The 16,519-nt window shown below is 64.0% G+C and carries 13 protein-coding genes and 2 pseudogenes; 7 read left to right on the top strand and 8 right to left on the bottom strand.

Going from position 1 to position 16,519, the window contains the following annotated elements:
- Nucleotides 1–297, top strand: a pseudogene (locus A5622_RS30405) (DNA alkylation response protein); the annotation flags it as partial.
- A 288-nt stretch (nucleotides 298–585) separates the two neighbouring features.
- On the opposite strand, the gene A5622_RS27260 reads toward A5622_RS30405, so the two are convergent.
- The 3 genes from A5622_RS27260 to A5622_RS27250 all read right to left on the bottom strand — a co-directional run bounded on the left by A5622_RS27260 (nucleotide 586) and on the right by A5622_RS27250 (nucleotide 2,986).
- A complete protein-coding gene (locus A5622_RS27260; protein ID WP_066859813.1) occupies nucleotides 586–1,668 on the bottom strand; it encodes a tyrosine-type recombinase/integrase in 1,083 nt (360 codons plus the stop codon).
- A gap of 533 nt (nucleotides 1,669–2,201) precedes the next feature.
- The gene (locus tag A5622_RS27255; RefSeq protein WP_066859810.1) at nucleotides 2,202–2,714 is read right to left on the bottom strand and encodes a GNAT family N-acetyltransferase; all 513 of its coding nucleotides are present in this window, start codon (nucleotides 2,712–2,714) and stop codon (nucleotides 2,202–2,204) included.
- Nucleotides 2,715–2,716: 2 nt separating this feature from the next.
- On the bottom strand, nucleotides 2,717–2,986 hold the full coding sequence (locus tag A5622_RS27250) for a DUF1778 domain-containing protein (RefSeq protein WP_066859807.1): 270 nt from the start codon (nucleotides 2,984–2,986) through the stop codon (nucleotides 2,717–2,719).
- Between the two features lie 375 nt (nucleotides 2,987–3,361).
- Between A5622_RS27250 and A5622_RS27245 the strand changes: the two genes are divergently transcribed.
- Both A5622_RS27245 and A5622_RS27240 read left to right on the top strand, forming a co-directional pair.
- Nucleotides 3,362–3,628: a type II toxin-antitoxin system Phd/YefM family antitoxin gene (locus A5622_RS27245; protein WP_066859804.1), complete on the top strand. Its 267-nt coding sequence runs from the start codon at nucleotides 3,362–3,364 to the stop codon at nucleotides 3,626–3,628.
- Nucleotides 3,629–3,631: 3 nt separating this feature from the next.
- Nucleotides 3,632–4,027 (top strand): type II toxin-antitoxin system VapC family toxin, encoded by a 396-nt coding sequence (locus A5622_RS27240; protein ID WP_066859803.1) that lies wholly within the window; start codon nucleotides 3,632–3,634, stop codon nucleotides 4,025–4,027.
- Nucleotides 4,028–5,638: 1,611 nt separating this feature from the next.
- Here the strand turns inward: A5622_RS27240 and A5622_RS27230 are convergent.
- From A5622_RS27230 to A5622_RS27220, 3 genes are all read right to left on the bottom strand, one after another.
- Nucleotides 5,639–7,147, bottom strand: coding sequence for a carboxyl transferase domain-containing protein (locus A5622_RS27230; RefSeq protein WP_066859797.1), 1,509 nt, complete (start codon nucleotides 7,145–7,147; stop codon nucleotides 5,639–5,641).
- Nucleotides 7,144–8,355, bottom strand: coding sequence for a CaiB/BaiF CoA-transferase family protein (locus A5622_RS27225; protein WP_156753116.1), 1,212 nt, complete (start codon nucleotides 8,353–8,355; stop codon nucleotides 7,144–7,146). The genes A5622_RS27230 and A5622_RS27225 overlap by 4 nt, the downstream gene beginning before the upstream one ends.
- A 102-nt stretch (nucleotides 8,356–8,457) precedes the next feature.
- Nucleotides 8,458–9,786 (bottom strand): MFS transporter, encoded by a 1,329-nt coding sequence (locus A5622_RS27220; RefSeq protein WP_082990444.1) that lies wholly within the window; start codon nucleotides 9,784–9,786, stop codon nucleotides 8,458–8,460.
- Between the two features lie 196 nt (nucleotides 9,787–9,982).
- Between A5622_RS27220 and A5622_RS27215 the strand changes: the two genes are divergently transcribed.
- On the top strand, nucleotides 9,983–10,678 hold the full coding sequence (locus A5622_RS27215) for a FadR/GntR family transcriptional regulator (RefSeq protein WP_066859793.1): 696 nt from the start codon (nucleotides 9,983–9,985) through the stop codon (nucleotides 10,676–10,678).
- A 607-nt stretch (nucleotides 10,679–11,285) separates the two neighbouring features.
- Nucleotides 11,286–11,453, top strand: a pseudogene (locus tag A5622_RS30400) (hypothetical protein); the annotation flags it as partial.
- Nucleotides 11,454–11,515: 62 nt separating this feature from the next.
- Here the strand turns inward: A5622_RS30400 and A5622_RS27210 are convergent.
- Together A5622_RS27210 and A5622_RS27205 are read right to left on the bottom strand one after the other, a co-directional pair.
- Nucleotides 11,516–12,448 carry a hydroxymethylglutaryl-CoA lyase gene (locus tag A5622_RS27210; RefSeq protein ID WP_066859791.1) on the bottom strand — a complete coding sequence of 311 codons (933 nt, stop codon included), beginning with the start codon at nucleotides 12,446–12,448 and terminating at the stop codon, nucleotides 11,516–11,518.
- Complete coding sequence (locus tag A5622_RS27205) at nucleotides 12,445–13,680, bottom strand: CaiB/BaiF CoA-transferase family protein (RefSeq protein ID WP_066859788.1); 1,236 nt, start codon at nucleotides 13,678–13,680, stop codon at nucleotides 12,445–12,447. The genes A5622_RS27210 and A5622_RS27205 overlap by 4 nt, the downstream gene beginning before the upstream one ends.
- 197 nt (nucleotides 13,681–13,877) lie before the next feature.
- Between A5622_RS27205 and A5622_RS27200 the strand changes: the two genes are divergently transcribed.
- The gene (locus A5622_RS27200; protein WP_232002164.1) at nucleotides 13,878–15,392 is read left to right on the top strand and encodes an MFS transporter; all 1,515 of its coding nucleotides are present in this window, start codon (nucleotides 13,878–13,880) and stop codon (nucleotides 15,390–15,392) included.
- Nucleotides 15,385–16,473, top strand: a complete 1,089-nt coding sequence (locus A5622_RS27195; protein ID WP_082990443.1) for a PPE family protein — start codon at nucleotides 15,385–15,387, stop codon at nucleotides 16,471–16,473. Before A5622_RS27200 ends, A5622_RS27195 begins: the two co-directional genes overlap by 8 nt.
- Nucleotides 16,474–16,519: the final 46 nt, after the last annotated feature.

Raw genomic sequence — 16,519 nt, 5'->3', positions numbered from 1 at the left:
CTGGCCGCGGCGTCCGGCGCGGATCCGAGACTCGACGACCACGTGAAAATGTTGCGTGGACAGCTTCTCGATTGCGACGCGCCGGAGTACATGTCCCGAAGTCTGGCCCAGAGCATCTGCTTGGGACTGCAGGCGGCATTACTTGTGAGCCACGGTAACTCTGCCGTCACGGAGGCTTTCCTTGCGACACGCTTAAGACGTTCCTGGGGCGGTGTATTCGGGACCCTACCTGCGGGGCTGGACCTGCCCACCATTCTGCAGCGCGCCATGCCTATGGTCGGGGCGGCCGAGGGCTGAAGGGTGTGCAGGCACATACCGATTGCTAACAACGCGAGATATGATGTCGCACAACGCAATAGAGAATGCGGTGACGTTTACCGGCAAAGCCGCATATTCGATTTCCGCATATTCCCCTCCACCCGGCCGAAGCGGCTGTCAGCCTCGAGCCGGTTTAGTTGCTGAGGCGCTGAACATGCAGGGGAGCGCTTGGGGTTATGGGATGGCTGGAGTGACCCGCTGAAACTGAAATGTGTTTCTACACAATACGATAGGTACTATGCGGTAGTTTACCCGACATAACGTAGATTATCTGGCGCGAAAGTCTTTGGTTGCGTTGCTATTAGACATCTCGGACTCGTATCTTCCAGCGGATATCAGGCCGTAGAGGGGGTTGAGCTCAGCGGCGGAGCGGGTGTCGGCACCAGCGCCATCGACGTAGCGCTGTGAGGTGATCATCGATTCGTGGCCGAGTAGTTTCATCAACGCGTAAACACTCACATTCGCATTGGCGAGTTCGGTGGCGAACGTGTGCCGCAGCCCGTGCACCAGGGCACCGGACGACCGCTCGCTGTCGGCTCCGGCCTTCTTGAAGGCACGCAGGATCCGGTATTGCAGCGTGCCGCGTGTGATCCGCTCACCATTGGCACCGAGAAAGAGCGGAGCCTTTCCCGAGAAACTGGTGAACACATCCGTGCTAGGTGAACGTTTGCGTTGCTGTGGGAAGCGCGAGGCGCGGCTACTCAAATATTGCTCAAAAACGTCGAGAAGCTCTCTGCTAACAGGTATTCGGCGATCCTTATTGCCCTTGCCGTGGACATGCAGGACACCGCCGCCGTCCTCGCTACGACGGATGTCGCCGACATCTGCACTGACGAGTTCCTCAGCCCGTAGCCCGGCCAACAGGCAAGTGAAGAGAATGGCACGGTCGCGTTCGGGCCAGTCGTTGCGGCGCCCCGATCCATGATCGGCATCGATCGCAGCGACCAGATCGATGACAGTTTCGGCACGGTAGCTCTTCGGGAGAGACTTGGGCACCTTTGGGCGTCCGATGAACGGCATGGGATTGGCGTCGAGGAGTTCCGCCGTGAAGAGGTAAGTACACAGAGTATTCCACGTCGACCAGCAGCGCCGGATAGAGGCCGGAGCATGGGTTTCGGCGTAGGCGGCGAATGCCGCACGGAGCGATGATTTGTTTATCTCGCTCACTTCGAGCTGCACCACATTTTCGGCGGCGCCGGCCACGAGCCTGGCGATCGCTTCGAAATCTTGACGATAGGCCTTCGCGGTGTGCGGTGACGGCTTCCGGATGGCGCTATCAGCCAGGAAGTCGGTGAACCATCCCGGGTAGGCAGCGGAGGATGCTTTCGGCTGCGGCTCGGCTCCAGGCACCTTGTCAGCATGGCATCACTTCATGGATACAGCAGTTATCCACGATTCAACGCAGCACTGTGTCACTAGAGCAGTGGCCAGGGAGTGTGTGTGGCGGTCACGCTCACCGATATCAGCGGGTATCCATGACCGCGCCGCCAACAGGCGATAAGTGATTCAATCCCAGTATTGCGTACCAGCTCCACAGCAGTTCAACGCGTGTGACTAGCCCACCTAACAAGGGGTTGCACCACATATGCACCACTTTGCTGTAAGCGGCAGACGTCCCTAACCGGAAGGACGACGACCCGAAACGTCAAGTGCCCCAATCATCTCCACCGGTCTGTTGGCCTCCCGGAGCGGGTGGTAAAATTTCACCCACCCTGACCAGGTATTTCGTGGCCTGGTCCTCCAGGTCCGCGGCATCACGGTCACCAACTGGGCCGTCGCCGAAACCGCGACGGTCAACGCCAGCACCACGGCCTAGTGCCTAGACCAAATCTAGTTTTTCGTAGCTCGGGGAAAATCTGCGGTCAGCAGATGGATCCGAGGGGTCAGCCCCGCCAGCGTTCCCCGAGCGCCTTCGCGGCGGTAGACACCTTCATCACCAGACGGCGCTCGCGGTGCCTTACAGGGACGAAGTGGTAATGCTGATAGAACGCCTGCGCCTCGTCATCTATCGCATCCACCACGATCAGACGACCGCCACCGATTTCGGATGCGGCAACGGCTTTCCCTAACGCATCCAGGAGCAGTTGCTCGCCGTACCCCTGCCCATGCAACACTTCATCCATGGCCAGACGAGCAATCAAGTATCCGGGGATACGGGAATACCCTCCGGCCATGGACCCCGTTACGCCGTCGTCGCTGCGTACGACCTCGGTGGGGCAGATGGCGAAATAGGCGCAGACCTTCGGTTCCCCAAGCGGGGTCCATACGTAGACATTTGCTACTCCACTGCTACCCGCGCGGCGCCCCTGTTCGAACAGCCAGGTGTTCAACGACTCCTTGCCGCAGTCAAACCCGTCCAGGGTGTGGTCGTCGTCTAGCCGCGCGGATTCGAACATGGCTAGCGCCTCTTGAACACCGCGGGCTTACGGGCGGCTGCCGCCAGTCGCGGTGCGTCGTCGGCAATGTCCAGCGACGACATCAGCTTGTCGAACTGTGCGGGCTCCATCACCGTTATCAGCTCTTGGCGCAGAATGTCCTCAGCGCGCTGCAGCGCAGCTTTTCGCACAAACTCCGAGGTCTGCTCATGCACAACGTTGGCAGCTCGTTGTATGCGGTCAACGGCCGCTTGCTCTGCGCGAAGCTCAATGCGCTTCGTCTTGACTGCCACGATGGCACCTCCCTTCTTCGCAGCCCAGTGTACGGCGAATGTACGTACACCGCTAGAGCAAGCACAAATCACTGAACCCGCGGCGTGTCCAGCTCGCTCACCGATGTGCGGGGTAGGCGCGCAAGCATCGCCGTACAAAAAGCGCGAGCCTACCCCGCACATCGGGTGAAGCAACTTCCACTTTTCGAACTGAGTCAAATGACTCAACTTTTGCAGGTGGTCACCAATTCCGCAGGTCAGGTACCCTGCCCACAGCGCCCACGGGGGCGCCCAGTCTAAATCACCATGTAACACCGTCAACGGTGATTCCCTGTTAGGAATTGGCGAACCGCCGCGAGTCGTGCGCCCGCGGACGATTGTGCTACAATGTAGCACGTGAAGACGATAGGGGTGCGGGAGCTGCGGCAACACGCGAGCAAGTATCTCGAAGAAGTAGCCTCCGGGGAATCGATCGAGATCACTGACCGCGGTCATCCCGTCGCGAGATTGGTGCCAATCAGCAGCGATCCCTGGGAGGACCTCATCAACGCCGGCGAAGTCGTCAAGGCGTTTCGTCCGATGAACACTGATGACCTCAGACCTGCGGCATACCCGCATAGCGCCTCTGAAACTCTCGAGCGACTTCGGCGCGACGAGCGCTAGCCCGTGCGGATCTATCTCGACACCTCTGCGTTAGTCAAACTTGTTGTCGCTGAGGATGAATCGCAGGCGCTAAAGAACTTCCTGCGCACACACGCTGACGACAGCTTATTCACCGCGGCCTTGGGGCGCACTGAGCTGATCCGCGCTGTGGCACCAAACGGGGCCCAGGCTATCGCTGACGCTCGAGACCTACTTAGCCGGCTGGACACCGTAACGCTGACACGCCAGCTGCTCGACGACGCGGGTACATTGCTGCCGTTGCGCTTGCGCGGCCTCGACGCGATACACCTCGCCGCGGCACAGCGAGCCGGCGATTCATTGCGCGCGGTTATCGCCTATGACGCCCGAATGCTCGCAGCCGCAGCCGACCTCGGGATCTCGACAGCGTCTCCACGCTAGAGCTTTAGCAGCCTCACACGGTGACGTGGCGCCTTCCCCCATAGCGGACCTATTTCATGGATAATGATGATTATCCATGGAATAGGCGAGAAGCGGTGGCGGGAGCAGCTGGATGGTGCTGAACACCGACATGGTGAAGCATCGGCGTGTGGGCACCGCTGGTATGGTCAGCGCAACATGACGGCCGCTCAACACGAGAGCTAGTCGGCTCTAGAGATTCGCCGCGAAACAACTCGCCGCCGATGCATGCAAGGCTGTCGCGCTCCGCGTTGCACCACACGTCATCGTTGCGGCTAATACGCTGGGATGGCCCTCATCGAAACCATATGGTGCCGACCATATTTCGTCACAGTGACGTATTCAGCACAAGCCGGTCCGCCCGTGATATGGCACAGCCTGTCCAAATAATCGCCGGCCCCCCGCCAACGCCAGTCGGGCTTGCCCGGCTTGCCGATTTGCTCGCTGACGCCGCGCCGACACTGACCGCTTGGCTAACATACGCCTAGTTTGTGGGCAAGAAGAGGGCTGCGCACCCCGATCTCGACGGCTTTCGCTATAACAGCCGATTCGCTGGCCACCCGTATTCCGCCTTGATCTCGCGGCACGCCGGCAGCGCAGAACGGCTCGGCTACTCCGTCATCTGACCGCGTGCCCGAGCCGATAACCGGCCGGTTCTCAGGCGGCATTTGGTCGACCAACTTAGACTGTCCCGCCCGAACCAGACCACCACGACAGCAGATCATTCGTCACAGTGACGAATGATCTGCTGTCGTGGACGGATTCCATGTGACGCCGGTCTACAACGACTGCACTCATCCACCGGATGACGCCGATGAGTCAAGTGCGATGCCAGAAGATGATGGACACCATCGTCATAGCCACCGGGATGCCGTTCCTTCTTGCGTTCCTAGACCAGCACATCGACCAGGTCGTCAACAAGCGGGAATTAGTGGGTTTGAGTCTGGCGAATTGGTGCGTGCCCGCTACGACCAAGCACAACGAGACGCAGTTATACGGTTACGACCAGCCGTGCTGGGCACCGTTGAATTCGTCCCGAATGAGCAAACCGGCCGGCTTTTCAAAGACCGTCTGTTGTGGACACTGCCCACCTTGAAAACCTTCGGCGATTCAGCGGACTTAGCACCGCAGCACTCCCACTACTGGTCGCTGCAAATGCGCGAATTCACGGCCAGAACCGAAGCTTTCGCGGAAGGTCCCACTGGGTTGGTGCTGGGTCACTAGGACCTCGGCCGACTTTGACTGGTCCAAGTCTGGCCGTAAGCCAACGCGCTATCTCCCACGTACCGGGGAGCGCATTATGTTCGTCTTCTGGATCTGGCTATTCAGGCGGGGACGCGATCGTTGCTCCCAGGGTCTTCAGTACCTCTTAAACCGCGCTGCATCGGCAGACCCGCATCTACGTCGCGGTAGCCGATCTTGTTGACCTGCAGCAGTTCTCCGCGCTGTCAGACCACCGTGACCGCACGGCGAGCAGGGAGGCGCCGCACACTTCGCGAATGGAGCGGCATTGCCATCAAGATTCACTGGGTTAGGTTAATCGTCGCGTGGGCGAACTGTGCTGGCCGCCCCGGGCCACCGTGCGAATGACCGCTAGCCGGCTGGCGCGAGGGCGGGAAGACGTCCGATCCTGTCGAATCGCAGCCTGCGTTCGGCGAGTCGTCGCGCGGGGTCGGTGTCTGCGAGTGCCGTGAGTTCGTTCCGGATGGCGGCGCCGACGCGCTGGCAAAAGGGCCGCGGCTCGGTCGCGGCGTCGGGGTATTCGGCGATGACGTAGTCGACGATCCCGTGTGCCAACAGGTCGGTGGACCGGACGCCTTGTTTGGCCGCCATGGTGGGTGCGTGGTCGATGTCGCGGCACAAGATCGCGCTCGCCCCCTCCGGCGGAAGCGGTGAGAGCCACCCGTGCTGAGCGGCGAGGATGCGATCGGCGGGGACCAGCGCAAGCGCTCCGCCCCCGGTGCCTTGGCCGAGAAGTATTGAGACAGTGGGCACTTCAAGTGAGACCAGCTGGGCGATGCACCTAGCGATTTCACCGGCCAGCCCGCCTTCCTCGGCTTCCCTCGACAGCGCTGCGCCGGCGGTGTCGATCACCGTGACCAATGGCAGGTTTAGGTCCGTGGCAAGGCGCATACCGCGACGGGCCTGCCGCAACGCTCCCGGGCCGAGCGGGGCGCCGGGGGTCTGGGCGTAGCGATCCTGCCCGAGGAGCACGCAGGGCATGTCTCCGAAACGGGTCAGCGCCAGCAGCAGTCCAGGATCGTTCTCGCCCTGTCCGGTGCCGTTGAGTGTCAGCACGCCAGTGACGGCATGGTCGAGGAGCTCGCGAACGCCCGGTCGCTCGGGGCGGCGGGAAGCCGTCACCGACTGCCACGCCGGGATGTCGGCCGGCTCTGCATGCACTGCTACCGGCGAGGTGGTGGTACGGCGGCCGCGTGCGATGATAGCCAGCGCTCCATTCACCATCCCGGCGAGTTCTTCCAGTGGCGCAACCGCGTCCACCAGCCCGCAATGGTAAAGGTTTTCGGCGGTTTGGACGCCGGCGGGAAACGGGTGGCCGTAGAGCGTTTCGTAGACACGCGGGCCGAGAAAGCCGATCAGGGCGCCGGGTTCGGCGAAGGTGACGTGCCCCAGTGACGCCCATGACGCGAACACCCCTCCGGTGGTGGGGTCGCGTAGGTAGACCAGGTACGGCAGGTGCGCGGATTTGTGGGCGACGACGGCGGAGGTGATCTTGACCATCTGCACGAACGCGGTGGTTCCTTCCTGCATCCGGGTACCGCCGGATGTCGGGAACGCCAGCAACGGCAGCCGCTCCGCGGTGGCCCGCCGAATCGCGGTCGTGAGGCGATCGCTGGCCGCTACTCCGATCGAGCCGCCGAGAAAACCGAAGTCGCACAACAACATTGCACAACGGCGACCGAGGATTGTTGCGACGCCGGTGATTACGGCCTCATCGAGCCCCGTCTTGGCCCGCGCACGCGCTAAATCTGCGGCGTACTCGGGGTCGGCCGCCACCTCGATGGGCGGCTGGTCCCAGGATTGCCACGATCCCGGATCGGTGACCAGCGCGACGACGTCGTGCGCACCCAGCCGGCTCATCGTTGCTCGCCCGACATCGTCGCGATCAGGCCATTGTCGGCACCCAGCACCGGCGGAGCGGTGTGTTGCCGGCGGGTCCGTTCGGATCCGTCGGTGTCGAAGAACCGCAACGGCGGGCCCGGTAGGGCAATGACTCCCAACGTGGCGTGCTCGACCTCGATGAGCAGCCCCTGGGAGCGGGTTTGCGCCCACTCATAAACCTCTCGGATACTTCGAATCCGACCGGCGGGCACCCCAACTGCCTCCAGCTTGGCCAGCAGTTCGCCGGTCGGGTAGAGCGCGAACGATGCCTGGACCATCTCGTTCACCCGCTTGCTGTTGGCCACCCGCTGCGGGTTCGACGCCATTCCCGGCGCCGCGGGATCGAAGCCGAATCCCGTGCAGAACCTTCGCCACAGTCCCTCGCTGCCGACCGCGATCTGCACGGCGCCGTCGGCGGTCTCAAAGGCTCCGTACGGGCAGATCGACGGATGATGGTTGCCGGTGGGCTGACCGACCTCGCCGCCGACGGTCCACTTGGTGCCCTGAAACGCGTGCACTCCCACCACGGCGGCGAGCAGCGACGAGCGCACCACCTGGCCGCGCCCGGTGCGTTCGCGCTCCAGCAGCGCGGCGAGGATTCCGAAGGCGCCGTACATGCCCGCCAGCAGGTCAGCGATGGGCACGCCGACCCGCTGAAGGTCATCGGGTCCCGAGCCCGTCACCGACATCAACCCCGCCTCGCCCTGGGCGATCTGGTCATAGCCGGGCCGTGCCGCCTCGGGTCCGTCATGGCCGAAACCGGTGATGGACAACACGACCAGCCGCGGATTGATTTCGGCGAGGTGTTGTAGCGAAAAGCCAAGCCGATCAAGGACGCCGGTACGAAAGTTCTCGATCAGCACGTCGGCTCGGCGAAGCAAGGCGCGCAGTGCGGCCTTGCCGGCGGCGTCTTTGAGATCGAGGGTCACCGACCGTTTGTTGCGGTTCGCGCAGAGAAAGTAGGTGGACTCCCGGTCACCGGTGGCCGGTTCCACGAACGGTGGCCCCCAACCGCGGGTGTCGTCACCACCCATCGGGTTCTCCACCTTGATCACGTCGGCGCCGAGGTCGCCCAGCATCATCGCCGCGTGCGGTCCCGCCAGGGCGCGGGTGAGATCGACGACGAGCAGGCCCGCAAGTGGTCCGGGCGGTTCGGATCGCGTAGAGGTTGGGATTGTGGATGCCATGACACCGCCTTGGCCTAGTGACCTAGTGGACTATCCAATTATCGAACCAAACCTGACCTGCGGTGTCAAGCGTTTTGCAAGAGGAAGTGGGACCGAGCCCGCTCAGTCGGGCAGGGCGTGCCTGCGGGTCTCGGGCGCCAGCCGCACCATGGCGATACCGAGGACGAAGACAACGGCGGTGAGGCTGATGGGGATCGTCAGCGAGCCGGTGGCATGGATGCCGTAACCGATGAGGAAGGTGCCGATCGCGGCGAACCATCGGGAGAACGTGGTCGCGAAGGCGAACGCGGTGGCCCGCATCCGCGTGGGATATTGCTCGGGAAGCCAAATCGTGAAGACGGCGAAGTTGGCACCGCCCAAGCCCAGGATCGGCAGGAATACGAAGGCGAGCGCGATCGACTGGAGCGGGTAGGCCACCCCGTAGGTGCCCACGGCGCCGATGACCATCAGCCCGAACAACGCTGCCAACGTCCGGCGGCGCCCATACCGGTCGGCCAGGCGGGGGACGATGAAGCAGCCGATGATCGTGAATGCGGCAACCGTCATCGCGGAGATACCGGCAAGGCGTACCGCGGCGTCCTGCCCGTAGCCGGCATGGTGGGCCAGCGTGGTCATGGCCGTGGGGACGTAGGTGGCTCCGGCCCACAGTCCGATCACGCAGACCGCGAGCAGCAGCAGGTTGCCCAGGGTGCGCGCCCGGTAAGGCGGGGTGAGGATCTCGATGACGGGTTGCCAGAACGAGCGCCGATGCGCGTCGTCGGCGGCCTGTTGCCAGCGCTCCGGCTCGGGCGTTGTACGGCGGATGATGAAAACCGCTAGGGCGGGAATCCCGCCGACGAGGAACATGCCCCGCCAGCCGAGTTGCGGTCCGGCCACCAGGTATAGCGCCGACACCACCAGTACACCCACGTACGCCGCCGAGTGCATGGCACCGCCGAACCGAGCGCGCACCCGCTCAGGCAACACCTCGGCCAACAGCGTCCCGGCCATGGCCCATTCACCACCGACGCCAATGGCCGTGAGGAATCGATAGCCATTCCACTCCCATACGTTGCTCGCGGTGCCGGCGAGGGCGGTGAAGATTCCGTACATGAGGATGGAGGTGGTCATGGCCGGCTTTCGTCCGAAGCGGTCCGCAATCGGTCCCCAAATAGCCGCACATCCCCAGCCCAGCAGGAATATGGCGGCGCTGATTTGCCCGTACCAGCCGACGTTGGCGGGCGTGGCCTCGATGCCCGCGCGCGGGAGCAGGGTGGCCATCGTGGGGGCGAGGACAAGGCCGAAGACGGTCCAGTTGAAGCCGTCCATGGCCCAACCGCCGAACGACCCCCAGAAGGCGCGCTGCTGGGCTTTGGTCAACCGGACGGGCTTGACGTTGTGGCCTGCGGTGCCGGCGTCATTGATGTGGGACCGATTTTGGCTGAGCGTCACGGTGGATCTCGATTCCTGGGTCGCGCTCCGGTGATGAAAACCGGCCTGTCCGGTACCGCCGCGGGGTCGCAGCACCTAGTGGCGTATTGGTCTAGTCAGTAAACCAGTGCGCCGCATCACTGTCAAATGCCCCATGTGGCGACAGCCACACCGGCACAGGCGGGCGCTATGGTTGGTGGAGAGAGTAGGTGAGTGAGTGGTTGAGCAACTTCGCCCCGTGACGCGTCCTCGGCTATACGAAGTCATCGTGGAGCAGCTGTGCGCGTACATGGCCGACAAAGACATGACCCCCGGGGACCGCTTGCCCGCCGAGCGGGATCTTGCTGCCAAACTCGGCGTCAGCAGGGCTTCGCTCAGCCAGGCGTTGGTGGCGCTCGAGGTCCAGGGCGTGCTGTCGGTCCGGCACGGCGATGGCGCCATCCTTGTCCGCCGCCCGACCGAAGAGCGCGCCATCGAGGCGCTGCGAGAACACGCCGACCGGCTTCCCGACGTGATCGAGGCCCGAGAGGCTCTCGAGGTAAAGCTCGCTGCCCTGGCCGCCTCCCGGCGTAGCGAGGCGGACATGGCCGCGATCGACGCGGCGGTCGCGCGGATGCAGGCGGAGATCGATGCGGGCGACAGGGGAGTCGTCGGCGACGAAATGTTCCACGAGGCCATCACCGCCGCGGCGCACTCGTCGCTTCTAGCCAAGCTGATGCGCGAAATCGCCGGCTTCATAAAGGAAACCCGCATCGAGTCGCTGTCGCAGGAGAACCGGCCGCGGGTCTCGCTGGAGGGCCATCGTCGGATCGCCGATGCCGTGCGTCGCCAGGATCCACAAGAGGCCTCCCGGGCGATGGCCGAGCATATTCAGTTGGTTTCCGACGTCGCCCTGCTGCGCGGCTGCGAGTGATCTGCGGCTGTATCGAGGCCAAATCTGCTCGCCGTTTCGGTTGCGCAAAGGTACAGCAGTCTAGCCGCGACGCGAAGGCCGACAGCGCCTGGTTGGCTTTAGTGTTGACTGCCATGGGCGGGCTGAACAAATACGTGAAGCGCTGGCGTACAGCCCTTGTGCTTGCCAGGGCTCCCGGCGATCTTGTCATTGATCGTGCCGACTGCATGAACCTATCCGACTCGCACGTGAGGGAGAGCTCAGATGCCCACTCGGCACACCAGACACCTGCGCCTGCTGGGTACCGACGAGAGCTCGCGAGTATGGTGGCGCCAAAACCGAACGATGGCGAGACCACCAGCGCCGCAGGGTCGTTGGCACCCGGAGGTGACGATGGCGCCCGATCCGGCTCTGCTGCAACGCCTGACGACGCCGAGCGCACCATCGTCGTAGCGCGCCCCAAATCGCACGCCGATGAAGAGCGCACTGTTGTGGTGGATAAGATGCCATCGCTTGGGGATCCGGATCGAACCCTTGCGGCAGCCACATCGACGGAGCCACAACGCATTAACGACGCCGCTCACCCAGGCGCAGGGCCCGCGCGGTACACCAGACGGGTCGACTTCCGATGCTCAGGACGAGCAAACCGTCTACCAGCAACCCGCCGTCCCCGCCAAACGTGACCTCGAATAAGTTGGCGCCGCGAATCCTGGCAGCAGTGATCGAATTCGCCTTTGGCGACCTGGAGCGTGAGCAGCGCCGCGTCGGCGAGCCACTTCGAGGCGAGTTGGCCGGCTTGAATTGACCGGTTGGCGCAGCGCCAGGATCGGCGCTGGCGAATCGTCCGGGCCAACCAGCTCAGGCAGAAAGCTCCTGGCTGATTGACCATTCGAACGCGCTCGCGGTCGACCGCGCACCCTGGGAGGCTTTCGAACGGTTCGGCTCGCCGAGCTGCGCCAGGAGCCGCCCTGCGGCGATCACGACGTCGGCGAATACCGCCGGAGTTAGGTATCGGGGTTGCAGCGCAAACAGCAGGTCCTCGGTGGAGGCGTTGCCGCTTGCTCCCGGCGCGAAAGGACAACCCCCCAGACCACCGAGCGCTCCGTCGACCATGGTGGCGCCTGCTCGGATAGCGGCCAGGGTGTTGGCGACTCCCATGCCCCACGTGTCGTGCCCGTGGAAGACGATCCCGTGATACGGCGCAACGTCGCCAACGAGTTCGACGAGCTGCTGCACGTCGTCGGGCGTGGCCTGGCCGAGCGTGTCACACAGCACCACACTTGCGACGGCCGCCGCGCGCTCGTCGGTGACCAGGTCGAGCACGCGCTGCGGATCGACGGCGCCGCTGTACGGGCAGGTGAACGCGGTGGCCAGGGTCAGCTGTAGCTGGCCACCGGCGGCCGTGACAAGGTCGACGGCCTCCGGAAGGGCAGCCATGCTGTCAGCGGTGGTGCGTCCGACATTGGCACGGTTGTGTTCGTCGCTGACCGACACGCAGTATTGGAAATTGCGTGCGCCCGCCTCGATCGCGCGGGCGATGCCTCGCGGCGTAGCCGTCCACACCCAGCACCGTTGCAGCTCCCCGGGAGTCAGTGACGCGATGACGTCGAGGGTGTTTGCCATGGGTGGCACCAAGTCGGGTCGTGCCATCGCGCCGATCTCGATTGCATCGATGCCCGAGGCCAAGAGGAGTCGTGCCAACTCGACTTTTCGCTCCGTGTCGAGGGGCTTGCCGGTGAGTTGCAGGCCATCGCGCAGGGTGACGTCACGGAGTTGGACTGAGGGGTTCATCTGGCCACCTCCGGGGTGTCGAGTCCGGCGAGGCGCAGATCGGTGTCCAAAACGCCCAGGATCTCCTCGGTGTGTTCGCCCAGATCCGGTCCGAGGCTTTGTATTTCACGCGGGCCGTCGCCGATGCGCGGCACAATGCCCGGGAATGCGACGTCGGGCAGGATCTCGGTGCCGGTGGATACGGGCATGCGCTGGATCATGCCGCGCGCCAGAAACTGTTCGTCGGCGGCGATGTCGGGCGCGGTGTTGATCGGACCGGCGGGAACGTCGGAGGCGTCCAGCGCGGCGAGCACGTGATCGGCGGGCAGTTGCGCCGTCCACCGGCCGATCACGTCGTCGAGTTCGTCGCGCGCCTCCCAGCGCTGCGCGTTGTTGCTCAGCCGCGCGGCGTCGGCCAGGTCGGGGCGGCCGATCAACCTCATCAATCGCCGGAAGATGGCGTCACCGTTGCCGGCGATGACTACCCATCGGCCGTCGCGGCATAGGTAGGCGTTCGACGGAGCTACACCTTCCAAGCGCCCGCCACACCGGGCGCGGGTGACGCGATAAGCCTCGTATTCGGGGACCAACGATTCCATCATCGAAAAGATCGCTTCGGTCAACGCGACGTCCACGGTGCGGTCGGCAAGGGCCGTGGGTCGTCCGGCGATACGGTCTTTTCGGAGTTGCTGCATCGCCACCAACGCGCCGAATGCGGCATAAAGACCCGCGATCGAGTCGCCGATGGATACGCCGACGCGTGATGGCGGGCGATCCGGTTCGCCGGTGAGGGCGCGCAGCCCCGCCGTCGCCTCGGCGACCGCGGCGAATCCCGGTTGCCGGCTTCGTGGTCCGGTCTGGCCGTAGGCCGAGAGGCGCACGATGATCAGTTCCCGGTTCTGCGCACTCAGTTCGGCCGGGCCGATGCCCCACTTCTCCAGGGTCCCCGGCCGGAAGTTTTCGAGGACGATGTCGCAGGAGCGGGCGAGTTCGCGCACCGCCGCTTGCCCGTGCTCGGTCTTGAGGTCCAACACCACAGACTTTTTGTTGCGGTTGATGGTCCGGAACAACATCGAGGTCGTGCCCGAGTAGAGCCGCCAGGTGCGCAGCTCGTCTCCGGTCTCGGGTCGTTCGATCTTGATCACTTCCGCGCCGAAATCGGCCAGGAGCCGTCCGGCGGTCGGTGCGGCGATGTAGTTGCCGAGCTCGAGGACGCGCACGCCGTCCAGTGGTCCGCCATTGAATCTGTCCATGTTTCACACCTCTCTAACCACTTGGTGCATTAAAACTAACCACATCGTGCATTAAAACCTACATGATGGCGCCACAAGTCTTTCCTAAGGTGACCCAATCCACTACAGTCGGGCGATGTAGCCCTAATCACATTGCAAGCAGCGAACCACTTCGTAGGGCGCGAGTTGGTGAGCACTTGACGACGAGAAAGTCGGGAATGACCAAACCACCAGTCATGTCCATGAGCGGCAGCACCGTCGGCGAACTCCTGGACCGCCTGCCGGTAGGCCCGGTGCACCGCAAGATCGTCGTCGTTGTGGGCCTGGGCCTGTTCTTCGAGATGTACGAGATCTTCTTGTCCAGCACCATGAGTACCGCCCTGCGGCACGACTTCGGCGTACGCGGCACGGTGCTCAAGCTGGTGCTGGCCTCGGCCTTCGTCGGAATGTTCCTCGGTGCAGCGTTTTTCGGGCGACTGGCGGACCGGATCGGACGGCGCAAGGCGTTTCTGCTTGGGCTGGGCTGGTTTTCGGCGTTCTCACTGGCCGGTGCTTTCGCGCCGTCCCCGGCGGTGCTGGTGGTCACCCGGTTCCTGGCCGGCGTGGGCGTCGGTGCCGTGTATCCGGTTGCCGACTCCTATCTTGCCGATGTGCTGCCCAAGGCACGCCGCGGCCGACTGGCCGCGTCGGCTTACACGTGCTCTTACCTCGCCGTGCCGTTCGCCGGGTTTTTGTCGGTTTGGCTGACCGGACACTCGCCGCTCGGTGTCGCGGGCTGGCGTTGGCTGCTGGCCATCGGCGCGACGGGCGCCGCGATCGTCTACGCGCTGAACCGGTGGCTGCCCGAGTCCCCCCGCTGGCTTGCCGACGCGGGACGTTTCGACGAGGCGCAGCGAGCGTTGGCCAAGTTCACCGCTGGATCGAATATGACTGGCGTGCAGAGCACTTCGGATAGCCCACGCGGTATCGTGGCACGGCCCGGCCCTCGTCCGTCCGCGACGACGCTCTTGCGGCATGCCCCGTACATCCGTCGACTGGTGATGCTGGCGCTGTTCCACCTGTTCCAGACCTTCGGATACTACGGGTTCGGCACCCTGTCGGCGCTGGTGCTGGTGCATCGCGGCTACCCCATCACCTCCTCGATGCTGTTCAGCGCGCTGTCGTTCATTGGGTATCCGGTCGGATCGGTGATGGCTATCCCGCTCATGGCGAGGTTCGAGCGCAAATTCCTGCTGGTCGGCTCCATCGTGGCGGTCGCCGCGTTCGGTCTGATGTTCGCGACCCAATCGTCGGTGCTGCTGATCATCCTGTTCGGGTTCTTGACCACCGCGACCAGCAATGTCTTCTCCAACGTCTACCACGTGTACCAGGCGGAGATTTTCCCGACGGCGGTGCGCGCCACCGCGGTCGGTTGGACCTATTCATTGTCCCGGTTGTCCAGCGGCGCATCGCCATTCATTCTCATTCCGGTTCTCGACAGCTACGGCGCTGCCGCGATGTTCACCGTCGTCGCGGTCGCCTTGGCCATCGCCATCATCGCGGTGCTCACCCTGGGCCCGCGCACCTCGCGACGCAGCGTCGATGAGATCAACCCGGTACGCATATTGCCGATCGGCCCGACGGGTAACGGCGCGGTGAGGGCGCACGCGAAGACGACGAATCACCGGGGCGCCAACTCGATGACGGGAATCGGCGCCCATCACCGACACCTGGTGAGGAGAATCGATGATTGACTTCGGGGCGTTACCGCCGGAGATCAATTCGAGCCGGATGTATACCGGCGCGGGCTCGGGACCGATGGTGGCCGCAGCCGCGGCCTGGCATGACCTGGCGGCCGAATTGACCTCGAGCGCGTCCGGCTACTCGTCGGTGGCTGCCGAGCTGACCACCTCGCAGTGGCTGGGCAGGGCATCTCAGCTGATGATGGCCGGTGTCGCCCCCTTCGTCGCGTGGTTAAGTGGTGCCGCCGCATTGGCTGACGAGGCGGGCGCGCAGGCCAGCGCTGCCGCGGCGGCCTATGAGGCCGCTTTCGCGATGACGGTCCCGCCGACCGTGATCGCCGCGAACCGCGCGTTGTTGGCGTTGCTTGTCGCGACGAACTTCTTCGGCCAGCACACCGCGGCGATCGCGGCGACCGAGGCCCAATACGCCGAAATGTGGGCCCAAGACGCCGCCGCCATGTACACCTATGCCGGTTCCGCGACGACGGCTTCGCAATTGGCCCCCTTCACCGAGCCGACCCAGACCACCGAGCAAGCCGGACTGGCCCAACAGCAGGCCGCGGTCGCCCAGGCCGCGGCCACGGCGGCGGGGACTGGAGGACCGTCGGCGGCACAGTCATCGTTCAACGACATGGTCAATACGTTGTCCAGTCAGATAAAAGGGCTTCTGTTCGGCGTCCTGGACGTCACCTTCTGGCCGATGACCTATCTGCAAGGTCTGATCTTCTCCCAGATGAGTGCGCTGTGGCCTGAGCATCTCGCCGTCGGGGCCGCAGCTGGCTTATCCGCATCGCCCGCCCTCACGGCGCCGGCAATGCTCGGTGGTGGTCTGGTCTCGGCAAACCTGGCTACGTCAGACAAGATCGGTTCGCTGTCGGTTCCGACGAGGTGGGCGGCGACAGTTCCCAAAGCAGCAGAAGACTCTCTCGTCCAGGCCATCGGCATAGAGGATGTCAGCGGCTCGTCGAACGGACCGCAGTCACTGCTCCGCCAAATAGCGCCGGCTCGCGGCAGACGTGACCGCGGCGGCTTGCCGCCCCGCGAATACGGATTTCGCCCCCGCTTCACTGCTCGTCCACCATCGGCAGGATAAGGCCATGGCCCTGAACACGATAAGAACATCAAAGTCTTCGGTGGTG

It is taken from the genome of Mycobacterium sp. 1245801.1, assembly GCF_001673055.1.
GTDB classification, from domain to species: domain Bacteria; phylum Actinomycetota; class Actinomycetes; order Mycobacteriales; family Mycobacteriaceae; genus Mycobacterium; species Mycobacterium europaeum_A.
Note: the sequence above shows the minus strand (reverse complement) of the source record. Positions and strands in the feature narration are given on the sequence as shown.